This is a genomic window from Methanimicrococcus blatticola (genome assembly GCF_004363215.1).
GTDB lineage: Archaea > Halobacteriota > Methanosarcinia > Methanosarcinales > Methanosarcinaceae > Methanimicrococcus > Methanimicrococcus blatticola.
In genome coordinates this window covers 44,600-65,880 of the sequence record NZ_SNYS01000007.1, presented here as the reverse complement: position 1 = coordinate 65,880, position 21,281 = coordinate 44,600, and the positions used below count along the sequence as shown (strand labels likewise).

Annotated in this window: 15 protein-coding genes; 8 read left to right on the top strand and 7 right to left on the bottom strand. The window is 43.4% G+C overall.

The annotated features are described in order from the left end of the window. Positions 1-17: 17 nt before the first annotated feature. The gene (locus C7391_RS03565; RefSeq protein ID WP_133517186.1) at positions 18-1,106 is read right to left on the bottom strand and encodes a lysylphosphatidylglycerol synthase transmembrane domain-containing protein; all 1,089 of its coding nucleotides are present in this window, start codon (positions 1,104-1,106) and stop codon (positions 18-20) included. A 68-nt stretch (positions 1,107-1,174) separates the two neighbouring features. Beyond that, positions 1,175-2,350, bottom strand: a complete 1,176-nt coding sequence (locus tag C7391_RS03560) for a sugar phosphate nucleotidyltransferase (protein WP_133517185.1) — start codon at positions 2,348-2,350, stop codon at positions 1,175-1,177. Positions 2,351-2,620: 270 nt separating this feature from the next. Between C7391_RS03560 and C7391_RS03555 the strand changes: the two genes are divergently transcribed. Beyond that, positions 2,621-4,600: a hydantoinase/oxoprolinase N-terminal domain-containing protein gene (locus tag C7391_RS03555; RefSeq protein WP_166627390.1), complete on the top strand. Its 1,980-nt coding sequence runs from the start codon at positions 2,621-2,623 to the stop codon at positions 4,598-4,600. Positions 4,601-5,905: 1,305 nt separating this feature from the next. Here C7391_RS03555 and C7391_RS03545 read toward each other — a convergent pair. The 5 genes from C7391_RS03545 to C7391_RS03525 all read right to left on the bottom strand — a co-directional run bounded on the left by C7391_RS03545 (position 5,906) and on the right by C7391_RS03525 (position 15,512). Continuing rightward, the gene (locus C7391_RS03545) at positions 5,906-8,665 is read right to left on the bottom strand and encodes a cation-translocating P-type ATPase (protein ID WP_133517182.1); all 2,760 of its coding nucleotides are present in this window, start codon (positions 8,663-8,665) and stop codon (positions 5,906-5,908) included. 361 nt (positions 8,666-9,026) lie between these two features. Further along, the gene (gene ppdK, locus C7391_RS03540; protein WP_208107060.1) at positions 9,027-11,660 is read right to left on the bottom strand and encodes a pyruvate, phosphate dikinase; all 2,634 of its coding nucleotides are present in this window, start codon (positions 11,658-11,660) and stop codon (positions 9,027-9,029) included. Between the two features lie 391 nt (positions 11,661-12,051). Continuing rightward, positions 12,052-13,422, bottom strand: a complete 1,371-nt coding sequence (locus tag C7391_RS03535; RefSeq protein WP_133517180.1) for a TldD/PmbA family protein — start codon at positions 13,420-13,422, stop codon at positions 12,052-12,054. A 1-nt stretch (position 13,423) separates the two neighbouring features. After that, positions 13,424-14,755, bottom strand: a complete 1,332-nt coding sequence (locus C7391_RS03530; protein ID WP_133517179.1) for a TldD/PmbA family protein — start codon at positions 14,753-14,755, stop codon at positions 13,424-13,426. A 31-nt stretch (positions 14,756-14,786) separates the two neighbouring features. Beyond that, positions 14,787-15,512, bottom strand: coding sequence for a hypothetical protein (locus tag C7391_RS03525; protein ID WP_133517178.1), 726 nt, complete (start codon positions 15,510-15,512; stop codon positions 14,787-14,789). A 380-nt stretch (positions 15,513-15,892) separates the two neighbouring features. Here C7391_RS03525 and C7391_RS03520 point away from each other — a divergent pair, with 380 nt between their 5' ends. From C7391_RS03520 to C7391_RS03490, 7 genes are all read left to right on the top strand, one after another. Further along, the gene (locus tag C7391_RS03520) at positions 15,893-16,087 is read left to right on the top strand and encodes a hypothetical protein (protein ID WP_133517177.1); all 195 of its coding nucleotides are present in this window, start codon (positions 15,893-15,895) and stop codon (positions 16,085-16,087) included. 239 nt (positions 16,088-16,326) lie between these two features. After that, complete coding sequence (locus C7391_RS03515; protein ID WP_133517176.1) at positions 16,327-17,007, top strand: DUF4956 domain-containing protein; 681 nt, start codon at positions 16,327-16,329, stop codon at positions 17,005-17,007. Then, the gene (locus tag C7391_RS03510; protein WP_133517175.1) at positions 17,004-18,659 is read left to right on the top strand and encodes a CotH kinase family protein; all 1,656 of its coding nucleotides are present in this window, start codon (positions 17,004-17,006) and stop codon (positions 18,657-18,659) included. Before C7391_RS03515 ends, C7391_RS03510 begins: the two co-directional genes overlap by 4 nt. After that, the gene (locus C7391_RS03505; protein WP_133517174.1) at positions 18,659-19,345 is read left to right on the top strand and encodes a polyphosphate polymerase domain-containing protein; all 687 of its coding nucleotides are present in this window, start codon (positions 18,659-18,661) and stop codon (positions 19,343-19,345) included. The genes C7391_RS03510 and C7391_RS03505 overlap by 1 nt, the downstream gene beginning before the upstream one ends. A gap of 243 nt (positions 19,346-19,588) precedes the next feature. Continuing rightward, on the top strand, positions 19,589-19,792 hold the full coding sequence (locus tag C7391_RS03500; RefSeq protein ID WP_166627389.1) for a hypothetical protein: 204 nt from the start codon (positions 19,589-19,591) through the stop codon (positions 19,790-19,792). A 332-nt stretch (positions 19,793-20,124) separates the two neighbouring features. Continuing rightward, positions 20,125-20,811, top strand: a complete 687-nt coding sequence (locus tag C7391_RS03495) for a polyphosphate polymerase domain-containing protein (protein WP_133517172.1) — start codon at positions 20,125-20,127, stop codon at positions 20,809-20,811. Positions 20,812-20,820: 9 nt separating this feature from the next. After that, positions 20,821-21,252 carry a hypothetical protein gene (locus C7391_RS03490; RefSeq protein ID WP_133517171.1) on the top strand — a complete coding sequence of 144 codons (432 nt, stop codon included), beginning with the start codon at positions 20,821-20,823 and terminating at the stop codon, positions 21,250-21,252. Positions 21,253-21,281: the final 29 nt, after the last annotated feature.

Sequence of the window (21,281 nt, the reverse complement as noted above, 5' to 3'; positions counted from 1 at the left end):
TAATGATTAGATGACGATTATGTATTGTTGTTCGGATCCAATATCTCCATTTCGCCGTTTGAAGAACCGAACGCGTTGATGCCGTATTTTCGAATCACTTTCAAACTGGCAAGCGAACCGGCGGCGATATTGACATAATATGTAATTGCGCGCCAAGCGATGACGGTGACGCCGACAAGAGATGACGGAATGAACAGGGAATACAATGTGTAAGCCGCAATTTCCGTAATGCCGCTGGCACCGGGCGTTGCCGGGATGACCATGATGATTGAAAGAACGATTTGCGTCGCGAACATCAATTGCAAATCCGGATGAACGTTTAAGCCGAGCAGAATCAGCCAAAGAACCGAGAAATGAACAGCCCAGTAAAGAACGGTATAGACAACGGCAACAATCAAATTCAATTTTCCGACGGAAACAAATCGTTTGAAACTGGATTGGAAAAGATCAATTTCATTTTCCGACACAACAATCCACTTATTGATTTTCGGTTTATATTTTGCCGGCGCTTTCTTTTCCGCAAATATCAAAATCTTGCGGCAAAGCTTTTTTGCGAATTCCGGCCGAATGATCGCGTAAATCAAAACAGCCAAAAGGACAAATAAAACCGCGATTCCGATCATCAAAAGCGTGTCAATGCCCCAAATGCCTTTGCCTTCTTCGCTCGCTAAGAAAGAACGAAGAACAAACATAGACGGAATCAGACATAAGAAGATGAAAAACGCGTCCAAAAACCGCTCCATAAAGATAACGGCGGTGGCTTTCCCGACAGGAACTTTTGAATTTTTGCGAAGCAGCAAAATCCGGACCGGCTCACCGCCGACGGATGACGGTGTCAGCGAGGCCAACAAAATGCCGGTCAGCACATTTTCAAGCGCGTGGCGCGTTCTGATTTGATAGCCGAGTGAGCGCAGTAAAAACTTCGTTTTCCGCGCCGTTAATACGTAAGATAAGACCTGAAGCAGGAGGGCCGCAACGATGTATTCTAAACGAATCTGTTTGAGCGATTCGATGGTGTCGGCATCTGTCGTCAAAAAGATGATTGCGACAGCCGAAATCAAACTGATTGCCAGGCTGATTATGAAAAATTTCTTATAATCCACCATTTCGTTATTTTCCCCTCATTTCGTTATTTTCCCCTGTTCCTTTACCCTTGTTCCGTTTTTGTATTAATTTAAGACCCGCTGATATCTGTTCCGTATTTTTCATTCAGCTTGTCATCTTTGACGTTTTCACCTTTTGAAATCACGGTTTCCGGCCACAGTTTAACGCCGGAGTGAATCGTAACATCTTCATCGAGGCGGGAATTCGGCCCGACAATTGTGCCGTTTTCCAGGCTGCTGCCGGCACCGACAACGGAGTCGCTGTCAACAATCGCGCCCGATAAAGTGGTTCCTTTGCCGATTTTCGTGCCGTCAAAAACATAAGAAGATAAAATTTTCACGTCATCTTCAATGACGCAGTTTGACCCGATAACGGAATACGGGCCGATTAAGACGCGTTCGCCGATGATTGTGTTTTCACCGATGACCAGCGGACCGACAAGTGAAGAGTTGTCGCCGACCGCAACGCCCGTTCCGACATGAAGCGGACCTTGAATCTTGCCGTTTGAAATGAATTTTCCTTCTAAAACCGTTTCGGTCATATCGTCCAACATCCATTTTTGAGCGTCGCGGTACGCGCCGGCGCTTCCGACATCTGTCCATTTGCCGCGAACCAAAACGCCGTTGATACGCTCATTGTTGCTGAGCATCATCGGGAACAGATCTTTTGCGAAATCAAACTTTTGACCGCTCGGGATTTTATCAAAAACGGACGGATTGCAGACGTAAATACCGGTGCTGGCAAGGTTACTGAAGATTTCGCCGGCTTTGGGTTTTTCAAAGAAGCGTAAAATACGGTTGTTGATATCCATGTCGGCGATACCGAATTCTCTCGGATCGTCAATGGAAAGAAGGCCGATTGTCACATCAGCATCATTATTTTGATGAAAGCGGAACATTTCACGCAGGTTGAGCGTCATAACATGGTCGCCGCCGACAACGATAAACGGTTCGTTGCCGAGCAACTCCTGCGCGTTTTTAACGCTGCCGGCCGTTCCGAGCTTTTCTTTTTCATAAACGTAATCAATGTGGACGCCGTAAACGCTGCCGTCGCCGAGTTCTTCTTCCACGTCTTCGCCTTTGTAACCGAGCGTGATGACAATGTCATTGAATCCTTCTTTTGAGAGGTGTTCAATGAGATGAAGGACAGACGGCTTGTTGGAGATGGGGATCATCGGTTTGGGCCGCTTAAATGTCAAAGGGCGAAGCCGCGTTCCCGTCCCGCCGCACATGATACATGCTTTCATGAACTTAATACCATCCTTTTTATTTATATAAATTCGCCTGCTCTGAACTTTTTTTAATTTAAATCAATTCCATCATAAGCATTTTCTGATTTATATATAATTCGTTTACATTTTGTCAATTATTTGTTTGTTCTTCAATCTGAAAAGGTTTAATTGTGTTCAATCCTATTTATTCATTTATCATTTTAACAATAAGGCGGCAGATTCGTTCATTTCGGGGGAAATTGAACAAAACAGAATTGCCAAATTATAATCAGGAGGTTGATGTTTTTGACAAACATTTCATTGGGAATTGATGCAGGCGGCACATATACGGATGCGGCTTTGGTGGACATGGATGACCGCCGAATCCTGCAATCTCAAAAGGCGCTGACAACTTACCCGAATCCGCTTCGCGGTATTCAGAATGTGTTGGACCTGTTAGATCCTGCAATCTTAAAACAAGTCAAACTGTTGTCGGTTTCTACAACATTCGCGACAAACACGATTTTGGAAAAAAATGGCGCGCCGGTTTCTTTGATTCTCATCGGTTCCCAAAAAGTTCCGGAACATCTCAAAGACAATTGCGTTGTCGTCAAAGGCGGCCACAATTACCGCGGTGCTGAAAACGAAGAACTTGATTTGGACGGCATTCGGGAATACGTTTTGTCTGTGAAGGACAAAGTGTCGGCTTTTGCGGTTTCTTCTTTTTACAGTATTTTAAATCCGGATCACGAGAAAGCAGCCCGTCAGCTGATTCATGAATTGACGGGCTATCCTGTTGTTTGCGGTTATGAGCTGGCGCAGTCGCTTGGCGCGTATGAGCGCGGTGTGACAGCCTATCTGAATGCGTCTCTTTTGCCGGTTGCGCGCGTTTTCTTAGAAGCCGTTGCCGAAGAGACAAAGCGTCGCGGCATGAAAGTGAAAACAACGATGCTTAAATGCAACGGTGCTGTCGCCATGTTCGGCGAAGTGATGGATCGGCCCGTCGAAACGATTTTCTCGGGGCCGGCGGCCAGTGTTCTCGGCGCGTCTTTCCTTTCGGGAAAAGAAACTTGTTTGGCAATTGATGTCGGCGGAACGAGTACGGATGTGTCTATGATTGAAGACGGCATTCCGCAGATTTCCGATCTCGGCGCAACTGTCGGCGGATGGAAAACAAAAGTGCGCGCAATTAAAATGGAAACAATTGCTGCCGGCGGTGACAGTCATATTTGGATTAAGGCAGACAATGTTGTGGACGCCCGTCTTCCTTCCGTTATGATCGGGCCGAGACGTGTCATTCCGATTTGCCGCGCTGCCGTTATGTATCCGAAATTTGCCGATACTTTGAAAGATCATTGGGCAGCTCATAATATGTCTTTGAGTGAATTTTTGCAGAAGACAACGCTGGTTTTAAGAAGCGGTTATGAGGCTTCGAATCTTTCGTCTGATGAAATGAAAGCTTATCAGAAAATCGGCGATGAGCCTGTATTTTTGGATGATTTGAATTGGAAAGACTTCCCCGAGGGTGAAATTCCGTTTGATATCATTGAAACGCTGGTTAACAAGCGTTTGATTCAGTTGATCGGATTTACGCCGACAGATGTTCTTCATGTGACGGGCGAGTTTGTGCAGTGGGATGTTGAAGCCGCTCAACTTGGTGCCCGAAAGCTGGCTGAAATTTTCAATATGGCCAAAGAGGATTTCTGCCGTTTCATCAAACGCAAGTTCGCGAAAATTATGGCGGTTGAAGCGGTTCTTTTCCTGAATGATACATTTTCAAGGGATGAGCTGAATTTGTTTATGGACAAGTTCGGCGGAACCGGCAATGGTTCTTATTTGCGGTTCAAATCCGATATTCCTATTATTTTAATCGGCGCGCCTGTTCAATGTTTCATTTCGGAATTGGGAGAATATTTGGATGCTGAAATTATCGCGCCCGAACATTATGCCGTTGGCAACGCCGTCGGCTGTTTGGCCGGGAAACTCGCGAAACGCATTGAAATCCGCGTTGAGGTTGAATCCAAGGAAGAAGAAAACGGCGACTGGACAATTCGTTACACAACATTCACAACCGAAGGACAGCGTTCTTTTCCGACCAAAGACGCCGCCGTTCATTACGCCGAAACATTTGCCAAAAAAGACATTTACAAATACATGAAAGAAAACGACATCAACGAACCGGACGTTGAAATCCGAGTCAAAACAAAAGAAATGATTTATGACCCGCAAAAACCCCCGGTTCAAATTGATGTGTTGGTGGAAGGATTCGCGGAGAATAAAGTGTAAACACTTCTCCAATCTTTCATTTTTCTTTTCATTTTTTGTTTTCTTTTTTCTTTTCATTTTTTGTTTTCTTTTTTCTTTTCATTTTTTGTTTTCTTTTTTATTTTCTTTTTTTTGTTTTCTTTCATTTTTTTTATTTTCATTTCTTTTTTTACTTTTTTACCTTTTTACTTTTTTTCAATTTTATGAATCATTTTGCAGGATGCCTTTATTTTTGAAAAAATGCAGGTTCCCTTTTCATTATTTTTTAAAAATTGTTCGGCTCGCGCGCGTGGCAGCAGGTCGAAAATAGAAGGCGATTAATTCGAGCGAACGGAGACGGTAGTGCTCATGTTCGTGCAATTGAATGGTTGGGATAAATTTGATTTGAAAAGCGTTTTGTCATTTTTGCTGTATCGGATGAGTACGAATCCGCAAATTTCCATTCCTCATTTCGTTTCACTCAATTCGGAATGGAAATTAGCGGGCGGTTGTTTCGGGTTATGATGAAGTTTTGTTTAAACTGAAACATCGTTTCATTATTTTTCAAATCCGAACGCCCGTTAAAACCTAAAATAAAAACCGTTTTTTATTTTAAGGTTTAATCGGCGTTCGTTTTTTTTTAATTGAGAGAAAACGATGTTTCGATTCAATCAAAAATTATTGAAAAACCAATGTAGCCACCTCCAACGACGCGTTTCACGAGCGTCAGCGAGTGAAAGAAGGAGTTGGAGATTCTTCCCATTCGTTGAATAAACAACAGAATCTGTTATACTAAATGTAAATTATTCGTTGACTTGGTTTCGTCGACGGCGTGGTATAATCCGCAATTTTCAATTTCATTCGCTCCGCTCATGAAATTTCAATTGCGGTGTATTTGAACTTTTCATTAATTAATACAAAAATCAAACATCGTTTTTCATTATTCAATAAATCCGAACGCCCGTTAACCCCAAAATAAAAAACCGGTTTTTATTTTAAGGTTTAATCGGCGTTCACTTTTTTAAAAATGAGAAGAAACGATGTTTCGATTCAATCAAAAATAATCGAAAAACGAAATAACCGCCTCCAACGACGCGTTTCACGAGTGTCAGCGAGTGAAAGAAGGAGTTGGAGATTCGCTTCATCAGTTCAATAAACGACAAAAACTGAGATGTTCGCTTCAATTAAAATCCGATTGAATCGGGTTTAAAGACGGCGTGGTAAGAATCCGCAATTTTCAATTTCATTCGCTTCGCTCATGAAATTTCAATTGCGGTCGTACCTGAAGTTTTCATAAAAATTTAAAATAAAAAATATCTTTTTTGATTTTTCAAAAAGATATTTTGTTTAAACAACTTGTTCCTGACCCGCATTTCTTCTTTTATGCAAATATCTGAAAACTGCTTTTCTGAGTTCAATAAACAGCAGCATTCCGATACAAAGTGCCAAAATGAATACCCATTGAATGAGCGTCAATGCGGTCAAGCCGAAGATATCTCTTAAGAACGGCACCAAAACGATGACAACTTGAAGCGCGGCCGAGCCGAAAAACGCGAGCCACAAATACGGATGTTCTCTCGGGTGAATCTTGAAAATGCTGCTGCGCTCCGATTGGAAGCCGAGCGCGACAAATAACTGAATCAAGCCGAGCGTTATAAACGCCATCGTGATGCCTGTTTCCGGCGATGTTTGACTGCCGATGTAATACGCAACCAGCGTCAAAATCGCGTCAACCGCGCCGATGACGAAAATATTCACCCATTGACGATTTGTTAAAAACGGAATCTTCTGGTCGCGCGGTTTTCTGTCCATAATATCCTCTTCAGGCGGCTCAACGCCGAGCGCAAGCGCCGGGAATGTGTCAGTCACCAAATTCACCCACAAAATATGAATGGGTGACAGAAGTGTAAACCCGAGAATCGTCGCCGTCAAAATCGCAAGCACTTCGCCGATGTTTGAAGACAGCAAAAAGCTGACCGTTTTATGAATATTATCGAAAATACCGCGCCCTTCCTTAACGGCAATCACAATCGTCGCGAAATTGTCGTCCGTTAAAACCATGTCCGATGTTCCTTTGGCAACATCCGTTCCCGTGATGCCCATGCCGACGCCGATGTCAGCGCGTTTGAGCGCCGGCGCGTCGTTCACGCCGTCACCGGTCATCGCGACAATTTTGCCGCGTTTTTGCCAAGCATCGACGATTCTGACTTTATGTTCCGGCGAAACACGCGCGTAAACGCCTATCTCAGTGATTTTTTGGTCCAATTCGGCATCGCTCATCTCTTCCAAATCCGCGCCCGTAATTGCAATTCTTCCATCATCCAGTAAACCGAGATCATTTGCGATTGCAACAGCCGTTGTTTTGTGATCACCCGTAATCATGACCGGTGTAATTCCGGCTTGACGGCAGACTTTAATCGTTTCTTTCACTTCCGGGCGCGCCGGGTCAATCATTCCCGACAAACCGCAGAAGATAAGACCGTTTTCAATCGTTTCCATATTTTCAATGCTGACATCAATCACGGTATCTGATGAGTCTGCGAAATCCGCAGAAGTTGCAGAAACTGCAGAGCCGACAGGATCCACAAAGTCGGCAGAATCAGTATCAACGTCTTTGTAAGCGAAAGCCAAAACACGAAGCGCTTTTTCAGCCATTTCTTCATTTGCCGTCAGAATGGATTTTCTCATCTCATCCGTCATCGGAACAATTTCACCGTCTTTAAAAGCGGACACAGACCGGTCAACAATACTTTCCGCTGCGCCTTTGACATAAATCCTTAAACCGCCGTTTTCTTTTAAAACGGCAACCGTTGAGCGTTTTCTGTCTGAATCAAACGGAATTTCTCCGGCACGTTCCCGCTTTTTGAGATCGTCTGCCGTTTTCAAACCGTTTTCCATCAAATAATCCAAAAAAGCATTTTCCGTCGGGTCGCCGGTTGATTTGCCGTTTTCATCAATTCTGGAATCATTGCATTCAGCAAACGCTTCCGTCAGCAAATCAAGGTCTTTTGAATGCGGGTCATCAATTTCTTCAAAAACCCACATCTTTTTGACAGTCATTTTGTTCTGCGTCAATGTGCCCGTTTTATCCGAGCAGATGACTTGTGTTGAGCCGAGCGTTTCCACTGCCGGCAGCCGCCTGACCAATGCGCCTCTCTTTGCCATCCGAGACATGCCGAGTGCTAAAACAATCGTTACGGCAGCCACCATGCCTTCAGGAATTGCGGCAACGGCAAGCGAGACTGCTGTTAAGAACATGGTCAGTGTGTCTTGTCCCGTCAAATATCCGATTGCAAAAACGACAACAGCAATCACAATAACAATAATTGAAATGTATTTTGAAATCTGATTCAATTTCTTTTGAAGCGGCGTTGTTTCTTTCTTTGTTTCCGATAACTGCCCCGCGATTTTTCCGATTTGCGTGTTCATTCCGGTTGCAATGACAACACCGCTGCCGCGGCCGTAAACAATATTCGTTCCCATAAACGCCATATTTGTTTGATCGCCGAGGGATATTTTTCTGCCGTCCGGGCCGGCTAATGGGTTGACTGTTTTGTTGACGGCTTTGGATTCGCCTGTCAGCGCGGATTCTTCAATTTTTAAGGAATTTGCTTCCTGAATTCGAATATCAGCCGGAATGGTATCTCCCGCTTCCAAAATCACAATGTCGCCGATAACAAGATCCGTTGCCGGAATCATTTTAACAACGCCGTTTCTTAAAACGCGCGCGTTTGGTGCCGCCATCTTTTTCAAAGCTTCTAAAGAGGCTTCCGCTTTAAATTCTTGAACGGTTCCCAAAATCGCATTGAGACTCACAACAATTGAAATAATAATCGTATCAATCGGCGGCTCGCCTTCCATATGGCTGACATATGCCGTAATAATGGCTGCCGCAATCAAAACCCAAATCATCAAGTCCTTGAATTGAGAGAGAAAAATAGTAATAACCGATTTTTTGCCTTTTTCGTCAAGTTTGTTCGGGCCGTTTTCTTTTAAACGTCGCTCAGCTTCCTCATTTGATAACCCTTGAGGATTTGTTTGAAGCAAATCACAGGTTTCATCGGAAGAAATTGCACACCAGTCGGCGGGCGTTTTTTCAGGATTCATGATAAATCATTCCGATATTTTTTAGTTATGTTGAACAAAAAATCAATGCTGATTCGATATATAAAAATATCAGTTTAAAAATTAAAAATTCTGAAACAAATCGCCAACAAAAAACAATAGGTCTAATAAAAGCAATGTAAAGCATGAAAAGCAATGAAAAAACACAGCGGAATCCATAAAACTCAGCCGCGAGATGTCTCAAAACGTCAATAGGTCGCGAAAAAGAGAAAAACACACAGTAGAATAAGAGCAAAAATAAGAGCAAAAATAAGAGCAAAAATAAGAGCAAAAATAAGAGCAAAAAAATCAGTGAAAAGTAAAAGTATATGTCGAAAAATCGGTTGTTACCGATTTTTCAATATTACTTTTCATTTTCAAGTTTTGCCTGTGCTGCCACCAGACGTGCAATCGGCACTCTGTAAGGCGAGCAGCTGACGTAATTCAAACCGAGGTTGTAAGCAAAGCGAATCGAGCTCGGCTCGCCCCCGTGTTCGCCGCAGATGCCCATTTTCAAATCGGGTTTGGTGGATTTGCCTTTCTCAACACCGATGCGCATGAGTTCACCGACGCCTTCCTGATCGATGGCAACGAACGGATCTTCGGGCAAAATGCCTTCTTCAATGTAAAGCGGAATGAATTTCGCGACATCATCTCTTGAGAAACCGAAAGTTGTCTGCGTCAAGTCGTTTGTGCCGAAAGAGAAGAAGTCCGCTTCTGCGGCAATCTTGTCAGCGGTCATCGTTGCGCGCGGCAATTCAATCATTGTACCGACAGTGTAGTCGATTTTAACGCCGCATTCGTCCATGACTTTTTGAGCGGTTTCAACAACATCCTTCTTTGTGATTTCCAATTCGCGAACGTGGCCGACGAGCGGAATCATAATTTCGGGCTTGACGGTGATGCCTTCTTTATGAAGACGGCAGGCCGCTTCAAAAATAGCGCGCGTCTGCATGTTGTAAATTTCAGGATAAGTAATGCCGAGACGGCAGCCTCTGTGGCCGAGCATCGGGTTGAGTTCATGCAAATTGACGACACGGTCAATAATCTTTTCAACTTTCTCAATTTCCGCTTTGGGCGCATTTTTCTGTTTGAGCGCTTCCAAATCTTCTTTGAGTTCATAGACTTTTGGGAGGAATTCGTGAAGCGGCGGGTCCAAATAACGAATTGTTACGGGTTTTCCCTGCATGACACGGAGAATCTGTGTAAAATCTTCGCGCTGCATCGGCAAAAGCTTGTCCAAAAATTTCTGGCGTTCTTCTTTGGTTTCGGAAAGAATCATGTCACGAACGACCGGGATTCTGTTTTCTTCAAAGAACATGTGTTCGGTTCTGCAAAGACCGATACCTTCTGCGCCGAGATCCAATGCTTTTTGCGCATCTTCGGGGGTGTCTGCATTTGTGCGGACGCCGAGGTCACGGATTTCATCTGCCCAGCCGAGAAGCACTTCAATTTCTTTGCTGATTTCCGGCGGAATCAAAGGCATTTCACCTAAAATCACACAGCCGGTGCTTCCGTCAATCGTAATAAAGTCTAATTCATTGATGACAAGGTCGCCGACATAAAACTTGTTGTCTTCGGCTTCTGAAATTGTAATGTCACCGCAGCCGACGACACAGGGCTTGCCCATTCCTCTGCCGACAACAGCCGCGTGAGACGTCATACCGCCTCTGACTGTTAAAACACCCTCGGCAACATACATGCCGCCGATGTCTTCGGGAGATGTTTCAGTTCTGACCAAAATGACTTTTTCGCCTTTTCCAACCATCTTTTCAGCATCTTCAGGTGTGAAAACAACTTTTCCGACAGCAGCGCCGGGTGATGCGGGAAGACCTTTGGCGATTACATCTTGCTTGCAGGACGGGTCAATCATCGGGTGAAGAAGTTGATCAATCTGGGCCGGCGTCACGCGCGTCACAGCAGTCTTTTTGTCAATGAGTCCTTCGTCAACCATATCAACAGCGATCTTGGTTGCGGATTTAGCGGTTCTCTTGCCGCTTCTGGTCTGAAGCATGTAGAGTTTGCCTTCTTCAATTGTAAATTCAATGTCCTGCATATCCTTGAAATGCTTTTCAAGGGTTTGACAGATGTCGATTAATTGTTTGTAAGCATCAGGGATTTTCTTCTCAAGCGTTGAAATTTCAGACGGCGTTCTGATGCCGGCAACAACGTCTTCGCCCTGGGCATTGATGAGATATTCGCCGAAGAATTTGTTTTCGCCGGTTGACGGGTTTCTTGTAAACGCGACACCGGTTCCGGAATTGTCACCCATATTTCCGTAAACCATGGATTGAACGTTAACGGCAGTGCCCCAGTCTCCCGGGATGTTGTTAATTTTACGGTATGTGATGGCGCGCTGAGAGTTCCATGAATCAAAAACAGCATTAATTGCCATGAATAATTGTTCTTCGGGATTTTGCGGAAAATCAAATCCTTTTTCGTCTTTAACGATCTTTTTGGAAGCGGCAATCACTTCTTTTAAATCTTCGACAGAAAGATCGGTGTCGGATTCAACGCCCGACTTTTTCTTTTGTGCTTCAAGTGCTTTTTCAAATTTATTAAATTCAATATCAAGCACAACATCGCCGAACATTGAAATGAAACGGCGGTAACAGTCATAAGCAAAACGCGGATTTCCGGTCTTGGAGGAGAGACCTTCAACAGAAACATCATTTAATCCGAGGTTGAGGACGGTGTCCATCATGCCCGGCATGGAAATTCTTGCGCCCGAACGGACAGAAACAAGAAGCGGGTCGGCATTGTCGCCGAGTTTTTTACCGGTTGTTTTTTCGAGTTTGTCAACGGCCGCTAAAATTTCTTTATGCATTTCGTCCGTTAACCCTTTATTCGCTAAATAATGCGTACAGGCTTCTGTTGTAATCGAAAAACCCGGCGGCACAGGAATGTTTAAATTTGCCATCTCAGCTAAATTTGCTCCTTTTCCGCCAAGGAGATTTCTCATGTCACTTTTACCCTCTGTCTGGCCTGCGCCGAACATGTATGTATACTTTATCAAAAGTTTTCCTCCGTTCTGTATTCGTCCCGACGAAATGGCTAACCGTTTTTTATTCGTATTATTGTAATATCAGATATGAAATCCTCTACTGATTCATATACGGGACGTTGATTGAAAATGAGTATACCTGTAAACAACTGCATGATTCGCCACAAATCACTTGCAGGTTGCTTAAATCTATAAGTATAGATTGAAAAATGGAAATATCCTATTAAATGATTTTGGCTCTGATTTTTTATAAAAATATATTTATTCTGTCAAAATGACAATTCTTTTCAGTCTTAAAAATCATTCCGATTAGTTGATTTTTCCCAAGCAACTTTTAAATAGAATTAGAAAACGGAGTTACAACTCCGCTCTCCTTATTCTTTCTTTATTCGCCGATGACGCTCATCTCTGAAATTCGAATCGACGGCGTAATGATACCGCCGACAGAACGAACGTCTTTTCCGGCACCGTCAATGTTTTTGAGCATTTCAAAAATGTTGCCCGAAATCATGACCGATTTAATCGGCTTTGAAATTTCACCGTTTTCAATCAAAAACGCATTGCGTCCTTCAATTGAAAAATCGCCTGAAATCTCATTGGCCGTATGCGCGCCGATGACTGTGTTGACATAGATGCCTTTTTTCGTTTCGGCAATGACATCACTTTGCGGGAAGTCAATGATAAAATTGCTGAAATCAACGCCCGGCGCGGATGAGTAGGAATAACGGTATCCGTTTCCGGTACTTTTGACATTGTCTTTTCCTGCGGTGTAGCTGTCATACAAATATGATTTCAGAATGCCGTTTCCAATGACGGTTGTTTTCTGCGTCGGCGTGCCTTCATCGTCAAAAGCACCGCTTGAAATACCGCCTTCAAGTGTTCCGTTATCAATGATTGACAAATCGGAATGTGCGATTTCATCGCCGAGGCGGCCGACAAGGCCGGACCTTTCTTTTTGGATATTGTCGGCGTCAACGGATGGCACAAGCGTGTTTTCCAAAATGTCGGCAAACGAAAACGGATGGAAAATCACAGGCATTTTTTCCGCGCCGCAGGAAATACCTTTCAATGATTTTTTCGCCAAGTCCGCCGCATTTTTGCCGATGACGGTAAAATCAACGTCTTTTTTGCGCGACACATTATAATCATAAGCCGTTGAAACTTCGCCTGAGGCTGTTGTCACATCCGTAAATCCTGAAACGGCTGTTCCTTTCCGTTGAGCGGATAAGCCGTCTGTATTCATAATCATAAAGTATGAAACCGATCTTGAAAATCCGCCGGAAGTCGGAATCATATTTTCAATGCTTTTGACACCTGAAATCATATCGGTTGCGCATTCAATGCATTCATCCAAACTCATGTCAACGATTTTATCATCAAACAAGCCACCGACTTCTTTATACACCGCTTTTTCGGGGAAATTTTTAAAGAGCGGATCCGCTTCCATCACTTTCGCCGAAGCGACCGCCGTCCGAAGCGTGTTTTCCAAATCCGACATCAGATTGGTTCCGGCAAACCCGACGGCGCCGTTGACAACCGCGCGAACACCGTAACCGGCACTTGTGCTTTGTTTTGCCGTTTCAATGATGTCTTTTTTAAATTGAATGCTTGTCGACTCCCCGATCGAAAAGACAATTTCCGCGTCGGACGCGCCGAGTTTTTCGGAAAGCGCAAGTGCTTTTTCAATGCCCGATTTGATTTCTTCAATGGAAATCTTATTTTCGGGAAAGATTTTATCCGCATTGATTTTTGTCATTTTAAGCACCTCCCACCGTTGCTTTTGAAATTGAAATGTGCGGCGCGCCGTCGGTCACCGGAACGGTTTGCCCGGATTTGCCGCAGTGGCCGGCATGCAGTTTCACATCTTTTCCGACCATTTTGATTTGGTTTAAAATGTCAAGTGTTTGTCCCGACAATGAAACGTCGCGGACTAAATCGGTGATTTCGCCTTTTTGAATCAGATATCCTTTCTCGGCGTTGAATTGGAAAACGCCTTCCCCGGTATTGACCTGACCGCCGCGGGAGCCGATTAAATAAATGCCGTCTTTGATGTCTTCTAACATTTCTTCAAACGTCGCGTCCCCTTTGTCAATGTAAGTGTTGCTCATGCGAACGACCGGCATTGAATATCCTTGGGCGCGCGCGTTTCCGGAAACGCCTTCAAAAACGCCGGCGGTTTCTCTGGAATGCATGTACGAATTCAGCACGCCGTCTTTGATCAAAACCGTTTTTTCGGACGGCACGCCTTCAGCGTCAAACGGATAATAACCGTATTCATGGAGGGTCGGATCATCAATCACCGTGATTTTGGGTGATGCAATTTGTTTCCCGAGTTTTCCGGAAAGGACGGAATCATTCTGAAGCACCAAATCCGCTTCAGACGCGTGCCCGACTGCTTCATGCGTAAAAACGCCGGCAAGTTCCGGATCTAAAATCACGGGAAGCGCGCCGCCTTTGGGCGTTTTGGCTTTCAAAAGTAATTTTGCCGTCTCAGCGGCATCCTTTGCCAATTGATACGGATCGTTTTTTTCAAAAATTTCATAGCCGGCAATGTTGAATCGGCTTTCTCGTCCTGCTTGATAATTATTTCCTTCGGCGGCAACGGCGGATACTGAAAATCCGCTTTTAATCGTTTTGTATTCTCTTTCTTCGCCTTCTGAATTCATGAAGCGTGTCATCAAAATGGATTCCGAATATGAAACGCGGGTGCTTTTGATACTTTCTTCTTTGGCATATTTTTCAATTTCCCGAAGCAGTTCGACTTTTTCTTCAATGCTGATGTCTTCGGGATTGATTTTAATTGCCGGCATGCTGCCGACTTTTCTTTTCGGCACGTCCCCGAGAATCACACGCTCTTTGGGCGTATTCTTATTCATGGAAGCCGCCAATTCCGACGCGTTCTTAATTCCTGTTTCCAAATCCGTTTCGCCGTCAATTGAGGTATACCCCCAAGAACCGCAGCAAAGCGCCCGAATTCCCGCGCCTTTCGAACTGTTTTTGGAAATCGTTTCCAGTTTTCCGTTATCTAAAATAATCGTCATGGAACGCCCTTCAATTTGATTGGCGTCATAATATTGAATTTGATCCAATGTTTTTCCTCCGTTTTTATTTTTATTAATTTTAAGAAATTGGAATCGGTTGTATTTTATTTTTATTGATAAAAATTCGGATCGCTTTTATGAATGTATGAAGAATGTATGAATAGTAGGATGTTGAGGACAGCGGTGACGCGCGGCGAAACAGCAGCAACACGAACGGTAAGGTGACTGCAGAAACACAAACGGTAGGTAATAGCGGCAACGCAAACGGCAGGTAACAGCGGCAACGCAAACAGTAGGTAACAGCGGCAACGCAAACGGCAGATGACAGTGACAACGCAAACGGCAGGTAACAGCGGCAACGCAAACGGCAGGTAACAGCGGTAACGCAAACGACAGGTAACAGCGGCAACACAAACGGCAGGTAACAGCGGCAACGCAAACGGCAGGTAACAGCGGCAACGCAAACGGCAGGTAACAGCGGCAACGCAAACGGCAGGTAACAGCGGCAACGCAAACGGCAGGTAACGGCGGTAACGCAAACGGCAGGTAACAGCGGCAACGCAAACGGCAGGTAACGGCGGTAACGCAAACGGCAGGTAACAGCGGCAACGCAAACGGCAGGTAACAGTGCCCACGTTCGCGTAAGCGAACGGCTGTCATAAGAATGAGCAGATGCATGCAGCAACACAGACCTGACTGAACAGAACGCAGCAACGCAGACCTGTCTGAACAGAACGCAGCAACGCAGACCTCTGTCTGAACAGAACGCAGCAACGCAGACCTCTGTCTGAACAGAACGCGGCAACGCAGACCTCAGGCTGAACAGAACGCAGAAAATCAGATGCGGCCGAGAGATGTTGATTATGTCTTAATTTTAATCTATAATTCGTTTTTATCGACGGCGGGTCATAAGCCGCAAATTTCGCTTCCGTCTTCGTTTCACTCAGCCGGAATCAAAATTAGCGGTGGTTATTTCGGGCTTTATTTTTTTAAAAAAATGAGTTCGTTTTCATTCAATCTTCATTCAAAATCCAAAATCGAACAAAACCCAAATCGAACAAAACCAAAATCAAACAAAACCAAAAAAATTGAATTGATTCTGTCGACCGTTTATATTTAATTCTGTAATCGAAAAGGATAAACTATATAAATTTAAAAACTATTTCAAATATCAGGTGATTTCAAATGATTGGCATTAAAGAATTCGCATATGTTGCAGTGGCATCCGTCGCTCTTTCGATCGTTCTTTTCGCATGGTACGCATTCGGCGCACCGTTAACGGGACTTGACTTGACAAGCGATGTGAACCAACTCGCTCTTGTCTTGGGCGGCGTTGTTGTTTGCGGCATTGCATACGCATTATCCAAACCGGACTTCTGATTCCGGTTTATTCATTTACTTTTTTTATTCATTTTTTATTCATTTTTTATTCATTTTTTGTTGCTTTTCTGTTGCTTTTCGTTTTTTGTTGTTTCGACTTTCTTTTTGATTTTGTTTCAGCACAGGTCTGATTGCCGTTTCAAGCCTTTCTTTTAAATATTTGTTTTACTTTATTTATCTCTTAATCTTACATCTTGAAACATTTCATCATTCATATTATGGTTTATCGGGGAAATTAAATGGCGACTCTGACTTTTAATGATATTTTTGAATCGAATCTGATCAACAATGTTGTCGACTTTTCGTTAACAGACATTTTTATCGCAATGGTTTTGGCTTTCATCATCGGCCTGTTTATCTTTTTCGTTTACAAAAAGACCTTTTCCGGCGTCATGTATTCGTCCGGATTCGGTGTTTCTTTGATGGCCATGGCGCTTGTGACGACAATGATTATCATCGCCATCAGTTCCAATCTTATTCTCTCACTCGGTATGGTCGGCGCGCTTTCAATCGTCCGTTTCCGTTCCGCTGTTAAAGAACCGATGGACATCGCTTACCTCTTTTGGGCCATTTCAGCAGGCATTGTCATCGGCGCCGGCTTGATTCCGCTCGCCGTTTTCGGCTCCGCTTTCATCGGACTTATCCTGATTATTTTCGCCAGCAAAAAACCGCTCGACAAACCTTACATTCTCGTTGTTGACATCAACGGCGATGACGTTGAAAAAGAAGTGATGGAAATCATCAAAACTTCCGTTAAAAAACACGTCCTTCGTTCCAAAACATTATCTGAAGGCAACACCGAACTGACAATTGAAGTCCGTCTCACCGATTCGGAAAGCGAATTCCTGAACAAAATTTCAAAAACGGATGGGGTCGGCAGTGCCGTTTTGGTCAGTTATAACGGAGAATATGTGACATGAGTTCCGATCATTCCGACAAAGGATCCGGTCTCATCAACAGTAAATATATGAACGTGCTGGCAGTCGTGCTCATCGCTGCCGCTCTTATTTTTGTGACGCTTATGCTCGTCGCTCCGAATTTAATTCCGATTCAATCCGCCGCATCAGCTGTGAATTATGACGAAATGATGTTCAACCGCTGCGAAATCACAACGATTGAAATCGAAATGGGCGAAAAAGATTGGGATTATTTGCTGTCCAATCCGTCCGACAAAAATTATATGCCGTGCAACGTGACGATTAACGGGCAAAAATTTAATGCCGTCGGCATTCGGGTGAAAGGATATTCCAGTCTCGTTTCGGTTGAAGCCAGCAACTCCGACCGTTACAGTTTCAGATTCAAAGCCGACGAATACATTACAGGACAGACTTTTTTCGGGCTCACCGATTTTGTTGTCAACAATCAATATCGTGATCCGACATACATGAAAGAATACCTGGCGTATGACGCGATGGATTCAATGGGCGTTCCGACACCTCTTTTCGCTTACGCTGACATTGACATTAACGGTAAGGACTGGGGTCTTTATTTGGCTGTTGAAGCGGTTGAAGATGATTTCGCGAAACGCGTTTTTGGTAATGATTACGGTCATCTTTACAAGCCCGAAAAATTTGATAAGGTCAATTCACCCAAAGACAACGGATACATGCCGCCACCGGATGCGGATTTGAATCAGGGCGCATCTCTCATTTACACAACAGACAGCATTTGGGATTATTGGCAGCTTTTCGGAAATGTGGTTTTTTCCGACACATCCAAATCCGATTTTCAGCGCGTGATAACTGCAATCAAGCATGTCAATGAAGGCGACGATTTAGAGAATTATGTTTTCGTTAATGAGACGCTTGCGTTTTTTGCGGTCAACGGTATTATTGTTAACATGGATACTTACACCGGACCGACGCTTCAGAATTATTATTTGTATGAAAACGACGGCAAGATCTTAATTTTTCCGTGGGACATGAATTTCGCGTTTGACGGATACAAAGACAACAGCACGCCGTCAGTCGTTGATTATCCGATTGACACGCCGATTTTTTCAAATGTTTCAATGTATCATCGGCCGCTTTTGAATATGATGCTGAAAAATGAAACTTACAAAGAACAATATTATTCATACATCGACACGTTCAATGAAGAATATTTCAAAAACGGGCGGTATGAAGAAACGATTAATTCGGTTGACGAAATGATCGGCGACTCTGTTCGTGATGATCCGACAGCGTTCGTTTCTTATGAACGGTATGCGGCAGGCGTTGAGGCGCTGCGTGTATTCGGGCAGTACAGGTCACGCAGCTTGGACGGGCAATTGAACGGCACAATTCCAAAAACTCACTTCGATCAGCGGGTTGACCAAACGAATTTGTCCAAAGACGCGCCGGTTGACGCGATGTTTATGGAGCGGACTTTTGTTTATGACATTAAGCCTGAAAATCCGAGATATTCGGTTATTATTCAAAAACATCCGCCTTCAACGTTGCCTGAAAATATGAATGAGCCCGGCGTTTCTTCTGATCCCGACGCGCTTCCTTCTGAAAATCCGAGAAACGAAGGCGAAAATGGAAACGAAGGCGAAATTGAAAATGAGAATCAAACGAGGGTGGATATTTAATGCAGGATCTGAAATTCAGGCATGAGTTGAAGTATTACATCAACGTTGCCGATTATCTGACAATCAAAAACCGTTTGTCCGCTTTTGCCGATAAAGACAAAAATGTCAACGAAAGCGGCACTTATAAAATCCGCAGTTTGTATTTTGAAACTCCGACAGATCGAATTTTGTCCGAAAAAATCAACGGTGTCAACAATCGTGAAAAATTCCGCATTCGTATGTACAATGATGACGATTCTTACATTCGTCTGGAAAAGAAAACGAAAGTAAACGGCTTTGCAAACAAAATTGACGCTGCGGTGACGCGCGATGAATGTGAAAAACTTTTGGGAGGCGACATTTCATGGATGAAACACTCCGAAAGAGCGCTTTTAACGGAATTGTACGTCAAAATGAAATACGAACAGCTTCGGCCGAAAACGGTTGTTGATTACGTTCGCGAACCGTTCATCTACAAACCGGGAAATGTCCGCGTGACGCTTGATTCTCAAATCAAAACCGGCATTCATACCAAAGATATGTTTAACCCGAAAGTTCCGACTGTTCGAATGCACGGTACCAATGTCATTATTTTGGAAGTAAAATATGACAATTTCCTCCCGGCAATTGTTCAAACTTCCGTTCAGGTTCCAAACCGCAAAAATACAGCCTTTTCAAAATACGCGGTCGCCCGAATGTTCGGCTGACCTTTTTTTATTTATTTTTTAATAACGATCCGTTTCGATTTAATATTTTGAGAAATATTCGCTTCGGTTGTAATATTTTGAAGAACATTCGCCTCAATTTTAATATTTTGAGAAAATGATGCGGCTCGCGCACGGCGGTATTGCCGATTTCCAAGCAGTCGGCGACAACGTAGCCGGCCGGCAGCAAGACCGTTCGCGCAAGCGAACGGATGTGATACAAAGAAAGTGAACGCAGCAAAGCAGATGAACGCAGCAAAGCAGACACAGATGCTGACGGCAAACTCAAAAGAAATGGTGGCACGAGAAAATGAGACGCGCTGCATTAATAAACTGTATAATATTGAAAAACTCTTCTTTGTTTTTGCTGTATCGGCGAGGGATAAATCCGCAAATTTGCATTTCACCCTCCGCTTTGCTTCGGGCGAAATACAAATTAGCGGTGGTTGAGTTGTTTTTCAATTATTAATTCTTTAAAAACATACATCCTTTTTTTGAATTTATGTAAACCGAACGCCGATTTAACCATTAACAATAAAGCCGATTAAATTTCATATTTTAAGGGGCGTTCGGGTTTTATTTAATTATAAAATCTGATGTATCGATTAAATCCGTTTTTCAGAAATACGAAGTTTTTCATTAAATGTCGGCTTCTTTCCCATTCTTTTTTATTTGATTCCCTATTGCCGCCAATTTTATATATCCGTTATTACTTCTTCAATGTAAACCTATAATCAAAAACAGGTTTACAATAACCCCCTTTAAAACGGAGAAAACGATATATGGAGAACTTACAATTCAGGCATGAACTCAAATACTACATCAACATGGCAGATTATTTGACAATTAAGAGTCGTTTATCTGCTTTTGCCGAGCGTGATTTGCATGTCAATGAAGACGGAACTTACAAAATCCGCAGTTTATATTTTGAAACCCCTAACGATCGCGTTCTTCGCGAAAAAGTGGATGGTGTCAATAATCGCGAAAAGTTCAGAATCCGTATGTATAATGATGATTCTTCTTTCATTCGATTGGAAAAGAAAACAAAAATCAACGGATACTGCAACAAAATGGATGCGCCTGTCACACAAGATCAGTGCAAACGCTTGATTGCAGGCGATACCGCTTGGATGAAAGAATCCGAACACGCTCTTTTGGTCGAGCTTTATGCAAAAATGAAATTTGAATTACTTCGGCCGAAAACGGTTGTCGACTATATTCGCGAACCGTTCATTTACAAGCCGGGAAATACCCGCATCACGCTTGATTCTCAGATTACGACCGGCGTTCATGCAAAAGACATGTTCAACGCTGACCTTCCAACGGTTCGGACACATGGAACGAACATCATCATCATGGAGGTCAAATACGATGAATATCTGCCGGAATTGATCCGCAATTCTGTTCGCGTTCAAAACAGAAAGAATACGGCTTTTTCAAAATACGCCGTCGCGCGTATGTTCGGATGAGGGAGAAAAATGTCAATTGATTTATCTTCCGTCATTTTATTGGATCATGTTATTTCCAAAATTGCGCTTCTGCTGTTCCTTTTGGTTGTGCTGAAATTCATCAGTAAAAGACTTTCAAAAACAGGCGTTTCGGCTTTAAAGACATTTGATAAGTTTTTCATGAAAATTCATTTGCCGATCGGCTTTGCCATGATTGCTTTGGCACTCATTCACGGCGTTCTTTCAATTTACAGCATTGAAACAGTCGGTTGGTTGCCTTTTGTCCTTGGAATCGTCTGCATGGCATCTTGTTTGATTGCGGTCGGCAGTTTTTATCTGAGAAAGAAAATGAACAAATCCAAGCATTGGCTTCCGGTTCATCAAATATCAACAATTATCGCTTTTGTTACTTTAATCGGGCATATTGTACTGGCTAAAAACCCGGAAATCTTTCTCGTTTGATATCTTGTATAATATATCCATTAAAAACA

Coding starts and splice junctions, on each gene's coding strand:
- C7391_RS03495 (WP_133517172.1), top strand. CDS start 20,125: ATGGAGAACTTACAATTCAGGCATGAACTCAAATACTACATCAACATG.
- C7391_RS03520 (WP_133517177.1), top strand. CDS start 15,893: ATGATTGGCATTAAAGAATTCGCATATGTTGCAGTGGCATCCGTCGCT.
- C7391_RS03510 (WP_133517175.1), top strand. CDS start 17,004: ATGAGTTCCGATCATTCCGACAAAGGATCCGGTCTCATCAACAGTAAA.
- C7391_RS03515 (WP_133517176.1), top strand. CDS start 16,327: ATGGCGACTCTGACTTTTAATGATATTTTTGAATCGAATCTGATCAAC.
- C7391_RS03545 (WP_133517182.1), bottom strand. CDS start 8,665: ATGAATCCTGAAAAAACGCCCGCCGACTGGTGTGCAATTTCTTCCGAT.
- ppdK (WP_208107060.1), bottom strand. CDS start 11,660: ATGTTCGGCGCAGGCCAGACAGAGGGTAAAAGTGACATGAGAAATCTC.
- C7391_RS03500 (WP_166627389.1), top strand. CDS start 19,589: ATGAACGCAGCAAAGCAGACACAGATGCTGACGGCAAACTCAAAAGAA.
- C7391_RS03505 (WP_133517174.1), top strand. CDS start 18,659: ATGCAGGATCTGAAATTCAGGCATGAGTTGAAGTATTACATCAACGTT.
- C7391_RS03560 (WP_133517185.1), bottom strand. CDS start 2,350: ATGAAAGCATGTATCATGTGCGGCGGGACGGGAACGCGGCTTCGCCCT.
- C7391_RS03490 (WP_133517171.1), top strand. CDS start 20,821: ATGTCAATTGATTTATCTTCCGTCATTTTATTGGATCATGTTATTTCC.
- C7391_RS03565 (WP_133517186.1), bottom strand. CDS start 1,106: ATGGTGGATTATAAGAAATTTTTCATAATCAGCCTGGCAATCAGTTTG.
- C7391_RS03535 (WP_133517180.1), bottom strand. CDS start 13,422: ATGACAAAAATCAATGCGGATAAAATCTTTCCCGAAAATAAGATTTCC.